At 63.8% G+C, this 19,436-nt stretch carries 15 protein-coding genes; 6 read left to right on the plus strand and 9 right to left on the minus strand.

What is annotated here, in order from left to right:
- Positions 1-38: 38 nt before the first annotated feature.
- Genes ACX93L_RS00915 through ACX93L_RS00930 form a run of 4 tightly spaced genes read right to left on the minus strand, consistent with a single transcriptional unit; the run spans position 39 to position 3,499 of the window.
- The gene (locus ACX93L_RS00915; RefSeq protein WP_459403101.1) at positions 39-890 is read right to left on the minus strand and encodes a metal ABC transporter permease; all 852 of its coding nucleotides are present in this window, start codon (positions 888-890) and stop codon (positions 39-41) included.
- A complete protein-coding gene (locus tag ACX93L_RS00920) occupies positions 887-1,747 on the minus strand; it encodes a metal ABC transporter permease (RefSeq protein ID WP_459403102.1) in 861 nt (286 codons plus the stop codon). Before ACX93L_RS00920 ends, ACX93L_RS00915 begins: the two co-directional genes overlap by 4 nt.
- Positions 1,728-2,615 carry a manganese/iron ABC transporter ATP-binding protein gene (locus tag ACX93L_RS00925; RefSeq protein ID WP_459403103.1) on the minus strand — a complete coding sequence of 296 codons (888 nt, stop codon included), beginning with the start codon at positions 2,613-2,615 and terminating at the stop codon, positions 1,728-1,730. The genes ACX93L_RS00920 and ACX93L_RS00925 overlap by 20 nt, the downstream gene beginning before the upstream one ends.
- Positions 2,612-3,499: a metal ABC transporter substrate-binding protein gene (locus tag ACX93L_RS00930; RefSeq protein WP_459403104.1), complete on the minus strand. Its 888-nt coding sequence runs from the start codon at positions 3,497-3,499 to the stop codon at positions 2,612-2,614. The genes ACX93L_RS00925 and ACX93L_RS00930 overlap by 4 nt, the downstream gene beginning before the upstream one ends.
- 245 nt (positions 3,500-3,744) lie before the next feature.
- On the opposite strand from ACX93L_RS00930, the gene ACX93L_RS00935 reads away from it, so the two are divergent.
- The gene (locus tag ACX93L_RS00935) at positions 3,745-5,442 is read left to right on the plus strand and encodes a hypothetical protein (RefSeq protein WP_459403105.1); all 1,698 of its coding nucleotides are present in this window, start codon (positions 3,745-3,747) and stop codon (positions 5,440-5,442) included.
- Between the two features lie 211 nt (positions 5,443-5,653).
- The gene (locus ACX93L_RS00940) at positions 5,654-6,523 is read left to right on the plus strand and encodes a hypothetical protein (protein WP_459403106.1); all 870 of its coding nucleotides are present in this window, start codon (positions 5,654-5,656) and stop codon (positions 6,521-6,523) included.
- 92 nt (positions 6,524-6,615) lie between these two features.
- Here ACX93L_RS00940 and lysS read toward each other — a convergent pair whose 3' ends face one another.
- From lysS to ACX93L_RS00965, 5 genes are all read right to left on the minus strand, one after another.
- Positions 6,616-8,112 carry a lysine--tRNA ligase gene (gene lysS / locus ACX93L_RS00945; protein ID WP_459403107.1) on the minus strand — a complete coding sequence of 499 codons (1,497 nt, stop codon included), beginning with the start codon at positions 8,110-8,112 and terminating at the stop codon, positions 6,616-6,618.
- A gap of 244 nt (positions 8,113-8,356) precedes the next feature.
- Positions 8,357-9,814 carry a glutamate--tRNA ligase gene (gene gltX / locus ACX93L_RS00950; RefSeq protein WP_459403108.1) on the minus strand — a complete coding sequence of 486 codons (1,458 nt, stop codon included), beginning with the start codon at positions 9,812-9,814 and terminating at the stop codon, positions 8,357-8,359.
- Between the two features lie 469 nt (positions 9,815-10,283).
- Positions 10,284-12,056: an SLC13 family permease gene (locus ACX93L_RS00955; RefSeq protein WP_459403109.1), complete on the minus strand. Its 1,773-nt coding sequence runs from the start codon at positions 12,054-12,056 to the stop codon at positions 10,284-10,286.
- Positions 12,057-12,221: 165 nt separating this feature from the next.
- Positions 12,222-12,980 (minus strand): TerC family protein, encoded by a 759-nt coding sequence (locus tag ACX93L_RS00960; protein WP_459403110.1) that lies wholly within the window; start codon positions 12,978-12,980, stop codon positions 12,222-12,224.
- A 108-nt stretch (positions 12,981-13,088) separates the two neighbouring features.
- On the minus strand, positions 13,089-13,790 hold the full coding sequence (locus ACX93L_RS00965; protein WP_459403111.1) for a TetR/AcrR family transcriptional regulator: 702 nt from the start codon (positions 13,788-13,790) through the stop codon (positions 13,089-13,091).
- Positions 13,791-13,935: 145 nt separating this feature from the next.
- Here ACX93L_RS00965 and ACX93L_RS00970 point away from each other — a divergent pair, with 145 nt between their 5' ends.
- The 4 genes from ACX93L_RS00970 to xylB all read left to right on the plus strand — a co-directional run bounded on the left by ACX93L_RS00970 (position 13,936) and on the right by xylB (position 19,403).
- Positions 13,936-15,141 carry an HlyD family secretion protein gene (locus ACX93L_RS00970; RefSeq protein ID WP_459403112.1) on the plus strand — a complete coding sequence of 402 codons (1,206 nt, stop codon included), beginning with the start codon at positions 13,936-13,938 and terminating at the stop codon, positions 15,139-15,141.
- Positions 15,142-15,163: 22 nt separating this feature from the next.
- A complete protein-coding gene (locus tag ACX93L_RS00975; protein ID WP_459403113.1) occupies positions 15,164-16,753 on the plus strand; it encodes a DHA2 family efflux MFS transporter permease subunit in 1,590 nt (529 codons plus the stop codon).
- Between the two features lie 154 nt (positions 16,754-16,907).
- On the plus strand, positions 16,908-17,933 hold the full coding sequence (locus ACX93L_RS00980; RefSeq protein WP_459403114.1) for a LacI family DNA-binding transcriptional regulator: 1,026 nt from the start codon (positions 16,908-16,910) through the stop codon (positions 17,931-17,933).
- A 21-nt stretch (positions 17,934-17,954) separates the two neighbouring features.
- Positions 17,955-19,403, plus strand: a complete 1,449-nt coding sequence (xylB, locus tag ACX93L_RS00985) for a xylulokinase (protein WP_459403115.1) — start codon at positions 17,955-17,957, stop codon at positions 19,401-19,403.
- Positions 19,404-19,436: the final 33 nt, after the last annotated feature.

Raw genomic sequence — 19,436 nt, forward strand, 5'->3', positions numbered from 1 at the left:
AGCGCCACGATTGTGAATTGACTTAAGGCAAGTCCTTCTCAGCTTCCGGTGGTCTGTGCCGACGTGCTGCGGGACTTGAGGACCGTGCGCAGGAATGCGAGGACGAACATGCCTGTCATCAACAGCACGATGGTCGGGGCAGGGGCGCTGTCGATCAGGAAGCTCAGGTAGATGCCTGCTACGGTCGCGGTCCCCGCGACACCGACCGCCGTCAACAGCATGGTCTGGAACCGCCGGGTGATCAGGAAAGCGATCGAACCGGGGGCAACGAGCATTGCAACCGATAGAATGATGCCGACGGCCTTGAGTGCGCCGACCACCGTCAGGGAGAGCACGGCGAGCTGGCCGTAGTGCAGCAGGCGGACCGGAAGGCCGATGGCGCGGGCATGCTGCGGATCGAAGGCATGGGCAAGCAGATCCTTGCGCAGGACGATGAGAAAGGCGGTCGCCGCAAGCGCGATCAGCCCGGTTTCGAGCAAGTCGAGCGGCAGGATGCCGAGCATGTCGCCAAACAGGATATGGTCCAGATGAACGTCCGCCTGGACCTTCACATAGAGCACGAGGCCGAGACCGAACATGCCGGAAAAGACGATTCCGAGCACCGTGTCTTCCTTGATGCGGCTATTTTCCTTCACGTAGCCGGTCGCCAGCGCGCAGATCATGCCGGCAACAAAGGCGCCGACGGCCAGCGGCAGTCCGAGCATGTAGGCGACGACCACACCCGGCAGCACGGCATGGGAGACCGCGTCGCCCATCAGCGACCAGCCCTTCAGCACGAGGAAACAGGAGAGCAGCGCCATCGGCACGGCGATCATCAGCGTGACCGCGAAAGCCGATTGCATGAAGGGCAGCTGGAAGGGGAGCAGCAGGAGTTCGGTCGTTTCGCTCACGGGGCTGCCTCCAGGGCCGCGGCCGCGCGGCGACGAGCCGCAAGGATCCCGTGCTTCGGCGCGAAGACGAAAGCGACGAGGAAGAGGGCGGTCTGCAGCACGACGATCACGCCGCCGGTCGCGCCGTCGAGGAAATAGCTCAGATAGGCGCCGACGAAGCTCGTCGCCGCACCGATCAGGAAGGCCATGACGATCAGGCGCTGGAAGCGGTCGGTAAGCAGATAGGCGGTGGCACCGGGCGTGACCACCATGGCGACGACGAGAAAAGCGCCGACGGTCTGGAGCGCGGCGACCGTCGAGCCGGCGAGCAGGGTGAAGAAGATTACCTTGAGAAGGTCAGGTCTCAAGCCTATTGAGCGGGCATGGTTCTCGTCGAAGAAGGCGACCATGAAATCCTTCCACTTGGCCGTCAGCACCACGAGGCTGACGCCGCCGATGATGACGAGCTGCAGGGTGTCTGCGGGCGTGATCGCGAGGATGTTGCCGAGCACGATGGTCTGGATGTTCACCGAGACCGGAGACAGCGAAACCATGAAAAGGCCGAGGCCGAAGAAGGACGTGAAGATGAGCCCGATGATGGCGTCTTCCTTGAGTCGGGTGCGCTGGTTGAGGAAGAGCATGGCAGCGGCGGCCAGTCCGCCGGAGATGAAGGCGCCGAAGGCAAAGGGCAGGCCGATCATGTAGGCGCCGGCGACGCCGGGGACGATCGCATGCGAGAGCGCGTCGCCGATCAGCGACCAGCCCTTCAGCATCAGGTAGGACGACAGGAAGCCGCAAACGCCGCCGACGAGCGCACTCACCAGGATAGCGTTGCGCATGTAGTCGTAGGTGAAGGGCTCAAGCAGGAGACTGGTCATCGGCTTTTTCCGGTTGCGGCTTGCCGTAGATGACGAAGGGGCGCTCGTCGTCGGTGATGACCTTGAGTTGGCGGGCGTCCGCATCGTCGTGCAGGTCGGTGCCGCCGAGAACGAAATGACGAAGGGCGCCGCCGAAGGCGGTCTTCAGGTTTTCCTCGGTGAAGGTGTCTTCCGTCGGGCCCGAGGCGATCACCGTTCCCTTGACGAAGATCGTCCGGTCGCAGAAATCCGGCACGCTGCCGAGATTGTGGGTTGATACCAGCATGACGCGGCCCTCGGCACGGAGGTCCCGCATCAGCGCGATGATCTGTTCCTCGGTCGTTACGTCGACTCCGGTGAAGGGCTCATCGAGCAGGATGACCTGACCTTCCTGGGCGAGCGCCCGGGCGAGGAAGACGCGCTTGCGCTGGCCGCCGGAGAGTTCGCCGATCTGGCGCTTGCGGTAGTCGCGCATGCCGACCCGGGCAAGCGCCTCCTCGACCTTTTCATGGTCGCGGCGCGTCGGGATGCGCAGGAAGTTCATGTGCCCGTAGCGGCCCATCATCACCACGTCCTCGACCAGAACGGGGAAGTTCCAGTCGACCTCCTCGGCCTGAGGCACGTAGGCGATCAGGTTCTGTCGCAGCGCCTGGCGGACACTCATGCCAAGCACGGAGATCTCGCCGTCTGCGAGGGGCACGAAGCCCATGATCGCCTTGAAGAGGGTCGATTTTCCGGCGCCGTTGACGCCGACCAGCGCAGTAATGGTTCCCTTCGGGATGGCGAAGCTGGCATGGCGCAGCGCCGTCAGGCCGTTGCGGTAGGTGACCGTCACGTCGCGGGCGGAAATCCCGTCGGTCTTCGGTTTTCCGGAAGAGCCCATGATCATTTTGCCAGTCCTTGCGCGATGGTCGAAACCGTCGTCTTCAGAAGCTCCAGATAGGTCGGCACGGAACCATCCGCCTCGCTCAGGCTGTCGACATAGAGCACACCGCCATAGGCCGCGCCGGTTTCCTCGGCGACCTGCCGGGCCGGCTTGTCGGAGACGGTACTCTCGGAAAAGATCACGTGGACCTGATGCTCACGCATGGCGTCAATGACCGCGCGCACCTGCTGGGGCGTGCCCTGGGCGTCGGCATTGACCGGCCAGAGGAACAGTTCCTTCAGCCCGAGATCGCGGGCGAGATAGGAAAAGGCGCCTTCGCTGGTGACGAGCCAGCGTTTCTCGGCGGGGAGTGCCGCAATCTGTGCCTTCATGGGCTCGATCTCGGCGCGGATCTTGTCGGAATAGGCCTTGGCATTCGCTGCATAGGCCTTAGCGTTTTCCGGATCGATGCCGCTCAGGGCCTTGCGGATGTTCTCGACATAGATCAGCGCATTGTCGGGCGACATCCAGGCATGCGGGTTGGGCCTGCCGTCATAGCCGCCCCCGGAGATGCTGATCGGCTGAATACCGTCGCTGATGACCGCGCTCGGCACCGAACCGAGATTGGCGAGGAACTTCTCGAACCAGCGTTCCAGATTGAGGCCGTTCCACAGGACGAGGTCGGCATCGCTTGCCTTCAGGATGTCGCGCGGCGTCGGCTGGTAGTTATGGATCTCGGCGCCGGGCTTGGTGATGCTGTTGACCTCGGCACGGTCGCCGGCAACGTTGGCCGCAATATCGGCGATCACGGTGAAGGTGGTGATGACCTTCGGTTTCTCGGCCGCGGCGAGCGGAAGGGGCAAAAACACCAGCGCGGCGGTCAGGACGCCTGCGATACGCATCAGCATGGATGGCTCCAAAAGGACTTCTTGCGAATAATTCTCATTAAAAGCTAAAGCGGAAATCACACTTGTCAATCTTTTTGCGAACGGTTCGCAAAAAGATTGTTCGCCGAGGGCTCTTTTTATCGTCCGACGCCGATGGTGGATCGGATTGTTGCGAGTGGATTAAACCTTCCTCAAGAACGATATGACAAGTATCGGCTCCAGTATTGCGTAAAACTGCGGGGCGTGGGCATGGCGGAGTTGTTGGCGTGAAGGGTCTTTTGAGCAAGATCCATCTGTCGCGTAAGATCGTGCTTGCCTTCGGCGGTGTGCTCGTGCTGTGTGGCGCGACCGGAGCCGCGGCCGTCTTCATCGGCGCCGACAAGATCCTCGGACCGTCCTATGCCGAGCTGAACGGCCTCTCCTGCACCGAGGTGCAGGTCACCAAGATCAAGAAGAAGGACCGGTTCTGGGTCCGCAAATACATAACGACCGACGAGCCTGGCGATGGCTTGGCGCGCGTCAGGACGGCGCTGCGCGTCGCGGGGGCCGTCTACGAGACCGAGAAGCCGGATCTGGTGCAGGTCGTCGTGCTCGACAAGAGCGGGCCGAAGGACCGTTCCGCCATGCGCGGCCGTGCCATCGGCGCCGACGTCATCTTCGTTCCCGATCCGAGCCGCGTTCCCGAAGAGGCGAACGGGGCGAAGCTCACCGCACGCTATGTCGACAAGCCGGCCAATGCGGAAGGGCTGTTCTACGGCGAGAAGATCGTGCTGCAGGACGCAGACATCGCAAATCTCGTCGCGCGCCTCGACGACAAGACGGATTGCATCAAGCCCGAGGTCGTCGTGCCGGAGGGCCATGGAGCCCCGGCCGGCCACGGGGAAGCAAAGGGGCATGGAGAAGCCAAGGGTCACGGAGAAGCCAGTGGCCATGGGGAGGCTGCGCCTGCCGGCGAGCATGGTGCGGAAGCCCCGGCCGACGCCCATGGTGAGGCGGCGCCCGCCGAAGGGCACGGCGACCCGGCCGCCGCAGAGGGCCATGGCGAAGGCGAAGCGGCTGCCGATCACGGTGCGGCCGAGAGCAAGGGCTGGTTCGCGTCGCTGACGGGTATGGTGTTCGGTAGCGAGGAAGCTCCGGCGGCAGCCGAGGGGCACGCCCCGGATGCCGGTCATGATGCGGCGGCTCCTTCCGAGGAGCATGGTGCTGCGCCGGCCGAGGGCCATGGCGAGGCGCCGGCAGGCGAACAACCGGCGGATGGCCATGCGGCAACTCCCGCCGAAGGCCATGGCGAAGCGTCCGAACCGGCGGCAGAGGCTGCTCATGCACCGGAAGCACCTGCGGCCGACGTTGCCGAGCATGAAGCCGTCAAGGCTGAAACGCACGAACCTGCCGCTGCGGAGGCTGCACAGGGTGGCTGGTTCTCCTCGCTGAAGGGCATGGTACTCGGCAGCGAAGAAGATCCGGCGGCCAAGTCTCCGCTCGCGGCCGCAACGGCCGATCATCAGGCCGCGCCCGCCAAGGCCGAAGGTCATGCGGCGCCAGATGCCCCTGAGGCGGCGCCGGTTGCACACCAGGCCGCTCCAGTCTCGCCGGACGATCATCCGGCACCGGATGCGCATGATGCGACGCCCGTCGCTCATGAAGCCGCTCCGGCCGAGGCCGAGGGGCATGCCGCGACCGAAGCGGACGCGTCCGCCGAAGGGCACGCTGCCGCACCTGCTCCGGCCGAGGAGGGCACCAAGGCAAGCGCTGCCGGTGCCGCCTGGCTGAAGAAGCTGCGGGAACAGCCCCTCGAAGGTGGTCACGACGGTGCGGCCGCCGCGGCACCGGCTGCCGATGCCCACGCGGCCGACGGACATGGCGGCGCTTCCGCCGGGGAAATCCCGGCCGAAGACAGCCTCATCCTGCCGCCGAAAGCGAGTGACAAGGCCGAGGGCGAGCAGAAGGCCGAGGCCGGCCACTGACCGTCGGCGAAGCGATGACGCGGGCGGTCTGACGCCACCGCGTCCTTCTTTTTCAGGCGATTTTCCGCATGTTTCCGCGCTGCCGGCGAAAGCCGGCAGTTGCGCATAACTCTCGACCGTTTCTCATAGCTTTTAGGTTCCCTCCGGGCATTGGCGCGAAAATCGCGGGTCGCTATCACAGGACGCCAGCGATTGAACGAGGGAAGTTGCCGTGCGCGTCGCCATTGTCTTTGCAAGCCTGTTCCTGACCACAACAACAGTCGCCTGGGCGGAAGACCCGTTCGAGGGCAGCCCGCGCGGCATGCTCAGCGTGAAGCTGGAGCTTTCCGGCACCAACCGCGTCGATCTGCCGAATGGCGTCGAGTGGGCGGCAATCGAGGCCAGACGGTCGATGGCCGTCGAGTTCGCGCTCGTCGACGTGGGCAATGACGGGCTGCCGATCGTCGCGGCGAAGCGGGACGGTCCTGTGCTCTCTCCGGAGATGGACAGCCTGAAAGGCAAGATCGAGGCGTGCGGGGAGGATCAGGCCTGTCTGGCGCGGACGATGATGGAGTTCGCGGCGGCCGGTGGCGGCGGCGCCAATGTCTTCCAGCAGATGACAGGACAGCAGCCCGGGCGTTACCGGAACTTTGCCGGCGACAGGTCCGGAACCTGCGCCAAGGGCACCCTGGTGGTGAAGGATGTCCTGACCGGCGTCTATATTCCGCCGCCGGAGCCGGCCAGGGCGTACAGGTTCACGCGCAACGGGAGCCGCGAGCTGCCCGCGACGGACGCAGCACTCACCGATGCCGTCTGCGGCATCGAGATGACGCTTGACACGGTGGCGAAGACGATCAGCCTGCGCCTGCCGGCCTCGCTGGCGGTCGGGGTTTCGCTCGGCACCGGCGCCTTCACCGACGAACGCGCGGTAAAACTGGTCGAGGGTGATCGGTTCATTGCCATTCATGAGCAGCCTGCCGGTGGCCCCGGCGCCTGGAGCGGCAGCGCCGAAATCGCGAATGCCGGCTCGGCCTCGCACAATTCCGGCCAGGTCGTGGCACCGTTGAAGGGTCGCCTGGAATGGCGCTTCTCCGAACGTTGAACAATCCATGCGCAAGGTCGGGTCGGGCGGAAGACCAAAAAAGGCGGCGCCGAAGCACCGCCTTCTAGAAGAGACCTGCTTGATTATAGCAATCAGTCGGCCTTGTTGCGGCGGGCCGGAAACAGGATGACGTCGCGGATCGACGGTGCGTTGGTCAGCACCATGACCAGACGGTCGACGCCGATGCCGAGACCACCGGCCGGCGGCATACCCTGGTCCATCGCATCGAGGAACTCCTCGTCGAGGGCTTTTTCCTTCTCGCCACGGGCATGGGCCTGGGTCAGCTGCTCGACCATTCGGCCGCGCTGTTCTTCCGGGTCGTTGAGTTCGGAGAAGGCGTTGCCGAGTTCCCAGCCGTTGACATAGGTCTCGAAGCGCTCGACGAGGCGCGGCTCGCCCGGCACTTCCTTGGCGAAGGGCGAAATGTCCTTCGGGAAGTGGATGACGTGCGCGGGCTGGATCAGGTCGCCCTCGACCGTTTCCTCGAAGACGAAGGCGAGGCATTCGCCCCAGGTCGCATCCTTCTCGACTTCGAAGCCGGCATGGCGGGCGGCGGCGCGCGCCTCCTCGTCGGTCTTGATGGCGAGGAAGTCGATGCCGGTCTTCTCCTTGACGGCGCCCGGCATGGAGATGCGGCGGAAGGGACCCTTGAAGGATAGAACCTTGTCGCCGTAGGGCACCTCGGTCGTGCCATGGAGGCTCATCGCCAGTTCCGAGAACAGGCGCTCGACGAGGTCCATCACGTCCTCGTAGTCGGCATAGGCCCAATAGCACTCCATCATGGTGAATTCCGGATTGTGCCGGGTGGAGACGCCTTCGTTGCGGAAGTTGCGGTTGATCTCGAACACCTTGTCGGACAGGCCGGAGACCAGCGTGCGCTTGAGGAACAGTTCCGGCGCAATCCGGAGGTACATGTCCATCTTCAGCGTGTTGTGATGGGTCTTGAACGGCTCGGCGGTCGCGCCGCCATAGACTGTCTGCAGCATTGGCGTCTCGACTTCCATGAAGCCGTCGCCTTCCATGAAGCGGCGAACGCCGGAGATGATCTTGGAGCGCTGCTGGAAGCGCAGCTTCGAGTCCTCGTTGGTGAGCAGGTCGAGATGGCGCTTGCGGTAGCGAAGCTCGATGTCGGCGAGACCGTGATACTTCTCCGGCATCGGGAGCAGCGTCTTGGTGAGCATGATGATCTCATGCGCGTTGATCGTCAGCTCGCCGCGCTTGGTGCGACGCACCTGGCCCTTGACGCCGATGATGTCGCCGAGGTCGATCATCGGCAGCAGCGCGCGGGCTTCTTCCGGGGTCATGTCCTTGTGGCTGAAGATCTGGATCTTGCCCGAGGCGTCATGGATGTCCATGAACATGCCGGAGTTGCGCGAGGAATAGACGCGGCCGGCCACAGTGATGATATCGTCCGACTCCTGATCCGGCTCCAGCCCCGCATATTTCTCGGCGAATTCCGCATTGGTCATCGTGCGGTGGAAATGGGCCGGATAGACGTCGCCGACGGTCTTGCGCAGCTGGTCAAGCTTCTGGCGGCGGACCTCGGTCGGGTCGGAGGAGAGGGCGGTTTCGGTCTTCTGTTCGGTCATCGTGTGTTTGCCTTCGGCGGCTGTCGTCGTTTCGGTCACCCCCCTCTGCCCTGCCGGGAATCTCCCCCTCAGGGGGAGATCGGATGGGGGTACGCTATTCGCTCCCCTCTGACGGTGCTGCCGACATGTCATGAGTTTGGGCACTGGGCCGGCCACTCGATAGTCTCCCCCTTGAGGGGGAGATGCCCGGCAGGGCAGAGGGGGGTATTATCTGCACCGCCCGTTGAGGCGGCACTCAATCAAATCAGTTCTGCGCACCCGCCATCGAGGTCAGCACCTGGCTTGCCACCTTCAGCCGCTGACGCACGACCGAGCGGCCGAGCAGCGCCATCGAGTCAAACAGCGGCAGCGAACGCGACGAGCCGGACATGGCGACGAAGAGCGGCGGGGTGACGACGCGGAGCTTCTTGCCCATGCGCTCGGAAATCGCGCGCAGCTCTTCCTCGATCGTCCCGACGTTCCATTCGAGGATCTTTTCGAGGTCGAAGGCCACCGTGTTGACGATTTCCAGCGTCTCCGCCGGCGAGGTCTTGAGGCCAGCAAACGAGGCGGGCGTCAGGCCGACGTCGTTCGCCAGCAGGAAGCCGGTCAGCGGCGGTAGTTCGCCGAGCTTGGAAATGCGGCTCTGTGCAAGCTTCAGGCCTTCCGTCAGGCGATCGTTCTCCGAGGCCCAGTTGAAGACGCGGGCGAGGAAATCCTCCGAGGAGAGCTTCTCGCGGATCCAGCGGCCATTCAGCCAGTCGAGCTTCTGGACGTCGAAGATCGCGCCAGCCTTGTTGAGGTGGTCGGGGTCGAACTTCTCGATCAGGTCGGCCATGTCCAGCAGTTCTTCGCCTTCGGCGATCTGGATGAAGAACAGGCCGAGGAAGTTCATCAGCGCTTCCGGCAGGTAGCCGAGCGCCGAATAATAGGAGATCGAGGTCGGGTTCTTGCGCTTCGACAGCTTCGACTTGTCGTGATTGCGCATCAGCGACAGGTGCATGAACTTCGGTGGCTCGAGGCCGAGATATTTGTAGATCAGGATGTGCTTCGGAACCGAGGCCAGCCATTCCTCGCCACGGGCGACGTGGGTGATCTTCATCAGATGGTCGTCGACCACATTGGCCATGTGATAGGTCGGCATGCCGTCGGCCTTTAACAGGACCTGCATGTCGACGCTTTCCCACGGGATCGACACGTCGCCGTAGACGCCGTCGTGGAAGTCGCAGGAGCCTTCGGTCGGGATCTTCAGGCGCACGACCGACGGTTCGCCGGCTTCCATGCGCTCGGTGACTTCCTCGGCCTTGAGGTTGAGGCAGTGGCCGTCATAGCCCGGGGGCAGGCCCTTGGCGCGCTGGGCGTCGCGCATCATTTCCAGGCGTTCCGGGGTGCAGAAGCAGCGGAAGGCATGGCCGTCGCGCACCATCTGCTCGACGAAGGGACGATAGATGTCCTTGCGCTCCGACTGGCGATAGGGGCCGTAGGGGCCGCCCACGTCGGGACCTTCCGACCATGTGAGCCCGGTCCATTTCAGCGCATCGAGCACCTTCTGCTCGAACTCGGCCGTCGAGCGCGTCGCATCGGTGTCCTCGATGCGCAGAATGAACTCGCCGCCGTGTTTCTTGGCGAAGAGGTAATTGAACAGCGCGATATAGGCGGTGCCGACATGGGGCTCGCCAGTCGGGGAGGGTGCGATGCGGACGCGGACGCCGGAAGTGCTCATGGAATCTTGCTCGTAGTGACGTGCGGGGTGATCGAGCGGTGGCCCGCCGGATCCTCGAAAAAGGGAAAACAATCGGCGGAGGACGGGAAAACGCCGGAACTGCGCGTCAATCCTATCCTTTCCGCTGCGTGGCCTTAGGCCATATTCAGCCGCGGGCGTCAAGGAAAACTGCGGTGCGGACAGGGCATGGCTGCGATGCCGGAAATGGAAATTCGTCATTTCGCAAAAAAATGCGAAACAGCGGGAACCACTCGTCCCCGTGCGCGTTCTTCCGCCAGAACGCCGGCCGTGCCAACCGGACGCGACGGGTAAAGGGGAACACGGAGATTTTTCCGGTTTCTCTCCGTGGCCAACGAAATGGCAGACGAGCCCCTCACCAGTCCGGCCGCGTTCGCCCCTAGTCCCCGCCCTGAAAAGCCTGCATCCCGCCGATGCAGGCTTTTCTCCTTTTCGATGGAGCGTATCGGCTTCAGGCAACCGGCCATACGAGCAGCAACATCGGGATCGACACGGCGATGATGAGAAACGAAAGCGGCAGTCCGAGACGCGGATAGTCGCTGAAACGATACCCGCCCGGACCCATCACCAGCGTGTTGCACTGATGCCCGATCGGGGTGAGGAAGTCGCAGCCGGCCCCAATCGCAACCGCCATCAGGAAGGCATCCGGTTTGTAACCCAGGCCGGCGGCGAAGCTTGCGGCAATCGGGGCCATGACAAGAACGGTGGCGGCATTGTTGAGGAAGGGTGTCACGGCCATCGCGGTCACCAGAATTAGGGCGAGAGCGCCATAGGCGGGCAGGCCATCGGCAGCGGCGCCCAGCCAGCCGGCAATCACGTCGCTCGCGCCCGTGGTGCGCAGGGTGTCGCTCACAGGGATCAGGGCTGCGAGCATGACAAGGATCGGGCCATCGACGGCGCGGTAGATCTCGCTGAGCGGAATGACTTTGAAGAGCACCATGGAGAGTGCCGCCGCAAAGAAGGCCACGGCGACCGGGGCAAGGCCGAGCGCCGTCGCGCCCATCGCCGCGACGAGGATGACAAGCGGTACGATCGTGTTTCGCGTGGTGCCGAGCAGGATCTCGCGTTCGGCGAGCGGCAGGCAGCCGAGTTCGAGCATTAGGCCGGGCAGCGACTGTCTTTGTCCCTGCAGCACCACCACATCGCCGGGGCGCAGCACCAGTTCCCCGAGACGCTCGCGGATGCGCTTACCCTTGCGGCTGACGGCGAGCAGGTTGACGCCATAGGTGTTGTGAAGCGAGAGCTCGCGGGCCGACAGCCCGATCAACGCCGACTCGTGGCTGACCACGGCTTCGATCGCGGTGATCTCGCCCGGCGGCATGTCGGACTTCTCAAGTGTCTTGCCGGAAAGCGCGAGCTTTGCCTGGGAGACGATCTGGTCGAGGGCTTCGGACGGGCCTTCGAGCATGACGGCATCGTTTTCCTTCAGGATGACGTCGGGAAAGGGAGAGATGCGGGTGTGGCCGCGCAGGATCGCGGTCGCGATCACCTCGCCGGCTGCCAAGCCGAGCAGTTCGTTCAGAGTCTTGCCGATGAAAGGCGATTGTCTGGCGATCGTCGCCTCTGTGGCAAAGGCCGAGTTTTCGAGCGCTTCCTGCAGCGAGGGGTTCTGGTTTTCTCGCCGGGGGACCAGCCAGTAGAAGAACATCAGGAACAGAATGCCCGTGACGGCCAGTGCGGCGCCCACCGGGGTGAAGTCGAACATCGTGAAGGCCTCACCGGTGATCTCCTCACGCAGCCGCGACACGACGATGTTGGGCGAGGTGCCGATCTGGGTGACGAGGCCGCCGAGCAAGGCTCCGAATGCCATGGGCATCAGGAAGGTGGAGGGTGAGGTGTTCGAGCGGCGAGCGAACTGGAAGGCGACCGGCATCATGATCGCGAGCGCACCGATGTTCTTGATGAAGGCGGAGAGCACGGTGACCGTGACGAGCAAAAGCAGCATCTGGGCGCGCAGGGATTTCAGCGACGGGAAGAACCGCTTAATCGCCATGTCGACGATGCCGGATCGGGCGACGCCGGCGCTGACCACCAGGGCGCTGCCGACGATGATGACGATGTCGTCGCTGAATCCGGAAAAGGCCTTTTCCGGCGGCACGAGGCCGAGCACAACGGCGAGGACCAGCGTCAGGCAGGCGACCACATCGTAGCGCAGCCGGTCCCAGAGAAAGCCGATCATCATCGCGGCGATAACGGCGAAGGCGAGGAGTTGCTCGGTGGTCATGGAACTCCGGTCATGTGAAGAGGGCAGGAAGACATGCGGGAAGGCGGGCAATCGCCAGTCAATGCATGATGCGAGTGATTGTTCCCTTGTTTGCGGTCTCGCCTCAAACGGAAAGGCCCGCGACGATGCGCGGGCCTTCCTGAACGAACGGCGGGATCCTGCCGATCAGTGCTTTGTCGCCTTCGCGGCTCTTTCGGCCTGCTTCTTGCGGCGGGCCAGCATGTTCAGCCCCTCGACGAGGCCGGAGAAGGCCATGGCGGCATAGACATAGCCCTTGGGAACGTGGAAGCCCATGCCGTCGGCGATCAGCGTCGTACCGATCATCAGAAGGAAGCCGAGCGCCAGCATGACGATCGTCGGGTTCTTCTCGATGAAGTTGGCGAGCGGGGTCGCGGCGACCAGCATGACGGTGACCGCGATGACCACGGCGGCGACCATGATCGGCAGGTGCTCGGTCATGCCGACGGCGGTGATGATGCTGTCGACGGAAAAGACGAGGTCGAGCAACAGGATCTGGCCGATCGCGGCGGTCATCGTGCCCGACTTGGAGGATGCGATGAAGTCTTCCTCATGATCGATCGGGTCGACGTTGTGGTGAATCTCCTTGGTTGCCTTCCAGACGAGGAAAAGGCCACCGGCAATGAGGATCAGGTCCTTCCACGAGAAGCCGTGCCCGAAAGCTTCGAAAAGCGGCGTGGTGAGCTTGACGATCCAGGCGATGGTGCCGAGCAGGGCAAGGCGCATGACGAGCGCAAGGCCGATACCGACGCGACGCGCCGTCTGGCGTTGCTCTGGCGGCAGCTTGTTGGTCAGGATGGAGATGAAGACCAGGTTGTCGATACCGAGGACGACTTCCATGACCACGAGGGTGATCAGGGCGATCCAGGCGGCGGGATCCTGTAGGAGAGCAGTGATTTCCTGCATGAGCTCTTTCCGGTTAGCAGTGTCGGGCCGAAGCCAACAAATGGAGCAAGCTCTGCGCCGCGGCAAGGCCCCGGCGCCTTCAGGGAACAAAAAGTTGGTTTCCGGTCGCTATTGGCCGTTCGCAGGTGCCTTCGCGCCATAAGCTGCCATGAAGACGCGCACGGCGCTCGCTGTTACCCGGTCGATTTCCGACTGGGGCGGGCTTATGCGCATCTCGCCGAACAGGCGCTGCTTGAAGAAAGTTCCGGTCGACAGGTCTATGAACTGGCGGGCGGCGAGATCGGGGTCGTCTGTGACGAGCGCGCCACTGTCGATCTGGCGGCGGATGAAGTCCTCAAGGACGCTACGCGCATTGGCAGGCGTGCTTGCCAGGAAGCGGTGACAGAGGCCCGGCATGCGGTCGACGACGCCGAGCACCGTGCGCATGGCGGGTATCATGTCCGTCTCGATGATCTGGTGGACGAAAGCGTCGGAAAAGCGCTGCAGGCCCTCGGCCGCATCGTTGCATTCGGCAAGCAGGCCGCGCAGCGCTTCGGTGAAGAGGCCCTTCTCGCGCTCGATCAGCGCGGCGAACAAGTCTTCCTTGCTGTCGAAATACACATAGATGGTTCCCTTCGAGACACCGGCTTCCCGCGTCACGTCGTTCATGCTCGCCGCGTCGAAGCCCATCTTCATGAAGACAGTCTTGGCGCCATCGAGGATCTGCCCCCGCTTGACGGGATCTCCGCCGGCCGGGAACCGGCTCGGCAAGACCGGGTAGGGGAAATCTGGAGCCGGTGGTCGCTCGACCTTTTTGGGTTGTCGGGTCATACACTATCCGAAAATTAACTTCAGTTGCCCACTTGATACACACTCGGGGCTTTCTCCCTCTTGATATGTGTTAAGAGAGGCTCTAAGTCAATCGAACCGAACGGTTCAGTTCGATTTCTGTCATCCGCCACCGAATGGTTTGAATATGTCTTCATCTCAAAGGACAAGCGCAGTTCGCGCCGTCAACGTCGACGACCAGCAGCCGACCGAGCGCGAAGGCGCCGCTCTCGAAGCGCGTGCCGACGCTGCACAGAGCGATGCCGCCACCGAGGCCCCCGCCGCTCCGGCCGCAAAGAAGCGCCGCAATCCGGTCTTGCCGGTGATCCTTGCCGCGCTCGTCGCGGGTGCGGCCTGGTACGGCTATGGCTGGTGGACCGAGGGCCGGTTCATGGTGTCGACCGAAGATGCCTATATCGAAGGTGACATCGCCATCGTTTCGCCGAAGGTTGGCGGCTATGTGAAATCGGTTGACGTCAAGAGCAACCAGCTGGTCAAGGCGGGCGACCGCCTCGTCACGCTGGACGACGGCGACTACCGGATCGCCGTGGACCAGGCCAAGGCACAGATTGCGGTCCAGCACCTGACGCTCAACCGCATTGATGCCCAGACCAAGGGTGCCGAAGCCACGCTTGCCCAGGCCAATGCCCAGAAGCAGGCCGCGGCCGCCAGCCTCGATCTTGCCGAGCTTTCCTACAAGCGAGTCAGTGGCCTGCAGGCGCAGAGCGTCGCCTCGACCGCCGATCTCGACAGCGCCAAGACGCAGCTCGATCAGGCGCGTGCCAATCTCACCGGTGCGGACGCCAACATCGCGGCTGCGGAAGCCAATATTGCCGTGCTTCGCGCGCAGCGCGCCGAAGCGGATGCCGGCATCCGTTCTTCCGAGCTCGCACTCGAGAAGGCGGAACGCGATCTCGGCTTTACGGTTCTCAAGGCACCTTATGACGGCGTCGTTGGCAACCTCTCCGTCCAGACGGGCGATCTCGTCTCTGCCGGAAAGCGGCTCGCCGCGCTGGTTCCGGTTCAGGAGCTCTACATCGAGGCCAATTTCAAGGAAACGCAGATCGCCAAGCTGGTTCCAGGCTCCAAGGTCGGCATTCATGTTGACGCCTATGGCGACAAGACGATCGAAGGCACGGTAACCTCCATCTCGCCGGCTTCGGGTGCAGTCTTCTCGATGCTGCCGGCGGAGAACGCCACGGGCAACTTCACCAAGGTCGTGCAGCGAGTCCCGGTTCGCATCGCGATCCCCGACGAAGTGCTGAAGGAAGGCCACCTGCGCGCCGGCCTCAGCGTCATCGTCGACGTCGACACGCGCACGGCGCCTGAGGGTGCCGCGCTGGCGGCGAAGTAAGCGAAGGCCAGAGGACAGGACAATGGCGGCAGCGGGAACGACGGCAGCCGGATCGGTGGCGTTGCCGGCCGCCGAAGAGCGCATGGATCCGAAGCGCATCATCGCATTCTTCGCGATGGTGTTCGGCATGTTCATGTCGATCCTCGACATCCAGATCGTTTCGGCCTCACTCGCGGAAATCCAGGCCGGCCTCGGCGCTGGCTCGGACGAAATCGCCTGGGTCCAGACGTCCTATCTGATCGCCGAAGTCATCATGATCCCGCTGTCGGGGGCGCTCGCGCGTATCCTCTCGACGCGCGTGCTGTTCGCCTTCTCGGCCGCCGGTTTCACCATCGCCAGCGCCCTTGCTGCGACGGCCACGAACATCGAGCAGATGATCATCTACCGCGCGATCCAGGGTTTCATCGGCGGGGGCATGATCCCTTCGGTCTTCGCTGCAGCTTTCACCATCTTCCCGCCGTCGAAACGCAACATCGTCTCGCCGATCGTCGGTCTTGTGGCGACGCTTGCTCCGACCATCGGTCCGACCATCGGCGGCTATATCAGCCATGCCATGTCCTGGCACTGGCTGTTTCTGATCAACGTCGTGCCGGGCATCATCGTGACGGCCGTCACCTGGAGCCTGATCGACTTCGACAAGCCGAACCTGCACCTGCTCAGGAAGTTCGACTGGTGGGGACTTTTGTGGATGGCGCTCTTCCTCGGCACGATGGAATATGTGCTGGAAGAGGGCAACAACAAGGACTGGTTCAACGATGGGCACATCGTCGTCGGAACCGTGATCATGGTCGTCGGCGGCTTCTTCTTCTTTCTCCGGGCCTTCAAGGTGGAGTTCCCGGTTGTCGACCTCAGGGCGTTTTCCAACGCCAATTTCGCCTTCGGCTCGCTGTTCTCCTTCGTCATGGGCGTCGGCCTCTACGGCCTGACCTATCTCTATCCGGTCTATCTCGGCCGGATCCGCGGCTATGACTCGATGATGATCGGCGAGACCATGTTCGTCTCGGGAGCGGCCATGTTCCTCACGGCGCCGGTGGCAGGTGCGCTGTCGAACAAGCTCGATCCGCGGGTCATGATGATGATCGGTTTTGCCGGATTTGCCGCCGGCACCTACACGATGACTTACATGACGGCGGACTGGGATTTCTACGAGCTCCTTCTGCCGCAGATCCTGCGCGGATGCTCGCTGATGCTGTGCATGGTGCCGATCAACAACATCGCGCTCGGGACCCTGCCGCCGGATCGCATCAAGAATGCCTCGGGTCTCTTCAACCTGACCCGCAATCTCGGCGGTGCCGTCGGTCTGGCGATCATCAACACGATGCTGACGCAGCGTTCCGACGAGCACTATGCGCGGCTTTCCGAGCATGCCGACTGGGGCAATCGCGCGGCGCTCGACTGGCTCGCCAGTGTCGGTGCCAACTATGACAGCTACGGTCTCGACGGCACGACGGTCGCGATCAAGAAGCTGTCCGGCGTGATCACCCAGCAGTCCTGGATGCTCTCCTTCATGGACGTGTTCATGGGGCTGACGTTGCTCTTTTCCTCGCTGGTCTTTCTGACCTTGCTGATCAAGAAGCCTGCCGGAGCGGCACCTGCGGGCTCCGGCCACTAGCCCCGCCAGATCTTTCCGAAATCCACCGCAGCGCCGAGGACCGCCTTCCCCTCACGGAAGACGGTCCTCTTCGTTCGGGGAAATCTGAGGTACGTACATCGAAAAGTGATTTACGTACCTCAGAATCTCCGCTACGAGGATGCGCGGAGGAAGAATGAAGCCCACAGTCCATGATATTGCCGCCGTCGCCGGCGTCAGCCTGGCGACCGTCGACCGGGTGTTGAACCGCCGGCCGGGGGTCAGCGCGCGCACCCGCGACAAGGTCGAGGCGGCGGTCAGCACGCTCGGCTTCGTGCGCGACGTCGCCGCCGCCAACCTCGCCAAGGGCCGGGTCTATCCGCTGACCTTCGTGCTGCCGGCCAATGACAATTCCTTCATGCGCGATCTCGAGGCCGAGGTGCGCGAAGCAATTGCTCGGGCGCCCGTCGAGCGCACGGCGATCAGCATCGTCAAGGTCCCGCCCTTTGACGCGGGTGCTCTGGTGCGGGCTCTCGATGCGTTGATTGACGAGAAGCCGGCCGGCGTCGCGCTGGTGGCCGTCGACGCACCGGAGGTGGTCGCCGCGGTCGACCGGCTGGTCGAGGCGGGTATCCCGATCGTGACCTTGGTGTCGGATCTGCCGACGTCGCGTCGCAGTCATTTCGCCGGGATCGACAATCTTGCCGCAGGGCGGACCGCGGCGAGCCTTCTCGGTCGCTTCGTCGGTCGAGAGCCGGCTTCGATAGCGGTGGTCGCCGGTTCGCTTCTGGTGCGGGATCACCGGGAACGTCTCGAGGGGTTTCGTGTCGTGATGGCGCAGGACTATCCGCATCTGACCGTGCTCGATGCGATCGAAGGGCGCGACGACCCGGCGGTGGTGGAACGCCTGCTTGGCGCAGAACTCGACCGAAGAGTCGATATTTCCGGAATCTACAGCCTCGGGGCCGGCAATCGCGGCCTTCTTGCGGCGCTCAGGTCGGCCTCACGGCGCGACCGGATTGCGGTGGTGGCCCACGAACTGACGGGCACGACCCGGGAAGCGCTCATCGAAGGCCTGATCGACGCCGTGCTCAATCAGGATGCGGGCCATGAGGTGCGCAGCGCCATCCGGGTGCTGAAGGCCAAGGCCGACGGGGCGCCGCTGCTCGCCGGCCAGGAGCGCATCCGCATCGACATCTTTCTGAAGGACAACCTGCCGTGAGGCAGCAGCAAGGAGACGGACATGTATCTCGGGCTTGATCTCGGCACCTCGGGTGTCAAGGCGATGCTGATCGACGCCGACCAGCGTGTGATCGGCGTCGGTCACGGCGCGCTCGACGTTTCGCGGCCGCATCCCGGCTGGTCGGAGCAGGATCCGCTCGACTGGATCCGCGCGACGCGTGAGGCGGTCTCCGGCCTCAAAGCTTCGCACGGACGCGAACTCGGGGCGGTCCGGGGCATCGGGCTTTCCGGCCACATGCATGGAGCGACGCTGATCGATGCGGCCGATCAGGTGCTCCGGCCCTGCATCCTGTGGAACGACACGCGCAGCCATGTCGAGGCCGCCGCGCTTGATGCTGACTCGCGTTTCCGGGCTCTCACCGGCAATATCGTCTTTCCCGGCTTCACGGCGCCAAAGCTCGCCTGGGTGGCGAAGCACGAGCCGGAGGTCTTTGCCCGTGTCGCCAAGGTGCTGCTTCCGAAGGATTTTCTGCGGCTCTGGCTGACTGGCGAATATCTCTCCGACATGTCGGACTCGGCAGGCACGTCCTGGCTCGATACCGGAGCCCGCCGCTGGTCGTCCGAACTTCTGGCGGCAACCGGCCTCAGCGAGGCGCAGATGCCGGGGCTGGTCGAGGGGACCGATGTCGCCGGCAGCCTGCGGGACACGCTTGCCGCCGAATGGGGCATGGGGTCGGGCGTTGTCGTTGCCGGCGGGGCAGGGGACAATGCGGCGTCCGCCTGCGGCATGGGCACCGTCGCCGAAGGCCAGGCCTTTGTTTCGCTGGGCACGTCGGGCGTGCTGTTCGCTGCCAATGCGTCCTATCTCCCGAAGCCGGAAAGTGCGGTGCATGCCTTCTGCCACGCGCTGCCCGGTACCTGGCACCAGATGGGTGTCATCCTCTCGGCGACCGACGCGCTCAACTGGCACAGCGGTGTCACCGGCCGGTCGGCGGGCGAACTGACCGCCGAACTCGGCGACGAACTGAAGGCGCCCGGCAGCGTGACCTTCCTGCCTTATCTTTCCGGCGAACGGACGCCGCACAACGACGCGAAGATCCGCGGTGCGTTGATCGGTCTCGGCCACGAGAGTTCGCGCGCCGTGCTGACGCAGGCCGTGCTCGAAGGGGTGAGCTTTGCCATTCGCGACAATCTCGAGGCGCTGAAATCGGCTGGAACGACGATCGAGCGGGTGACCGCGATCGGTGGCGGCTCGCGCTCGCGCTACTGGCTTGCCTCGATCGCAACGGCGCTCGGCGTGCCCGTCGACATCCCCGCTGACGGCGATTTCGGCGCGGCCTTCGGGGCCGCCCGACTCGGACTGATCGCTGCGACCGGAGCGGACCCGCTTTCCGTCTGCACTGCGCCGGAGACTGCGGAGACCATTACACCGGTGACGGCACTGTCGGATGCCTATGAGGCTGCCTATGGGCGCTACCGAGGCCTTTATCCGGCGATCCGGGGACTTTGAGACATTTGCCCCTCACCCTGACCCTCTCGCCGC

The sequence above is a fragment of the Rhizobium sp. CAU 1783 genome, assembly GCF_054551725.1.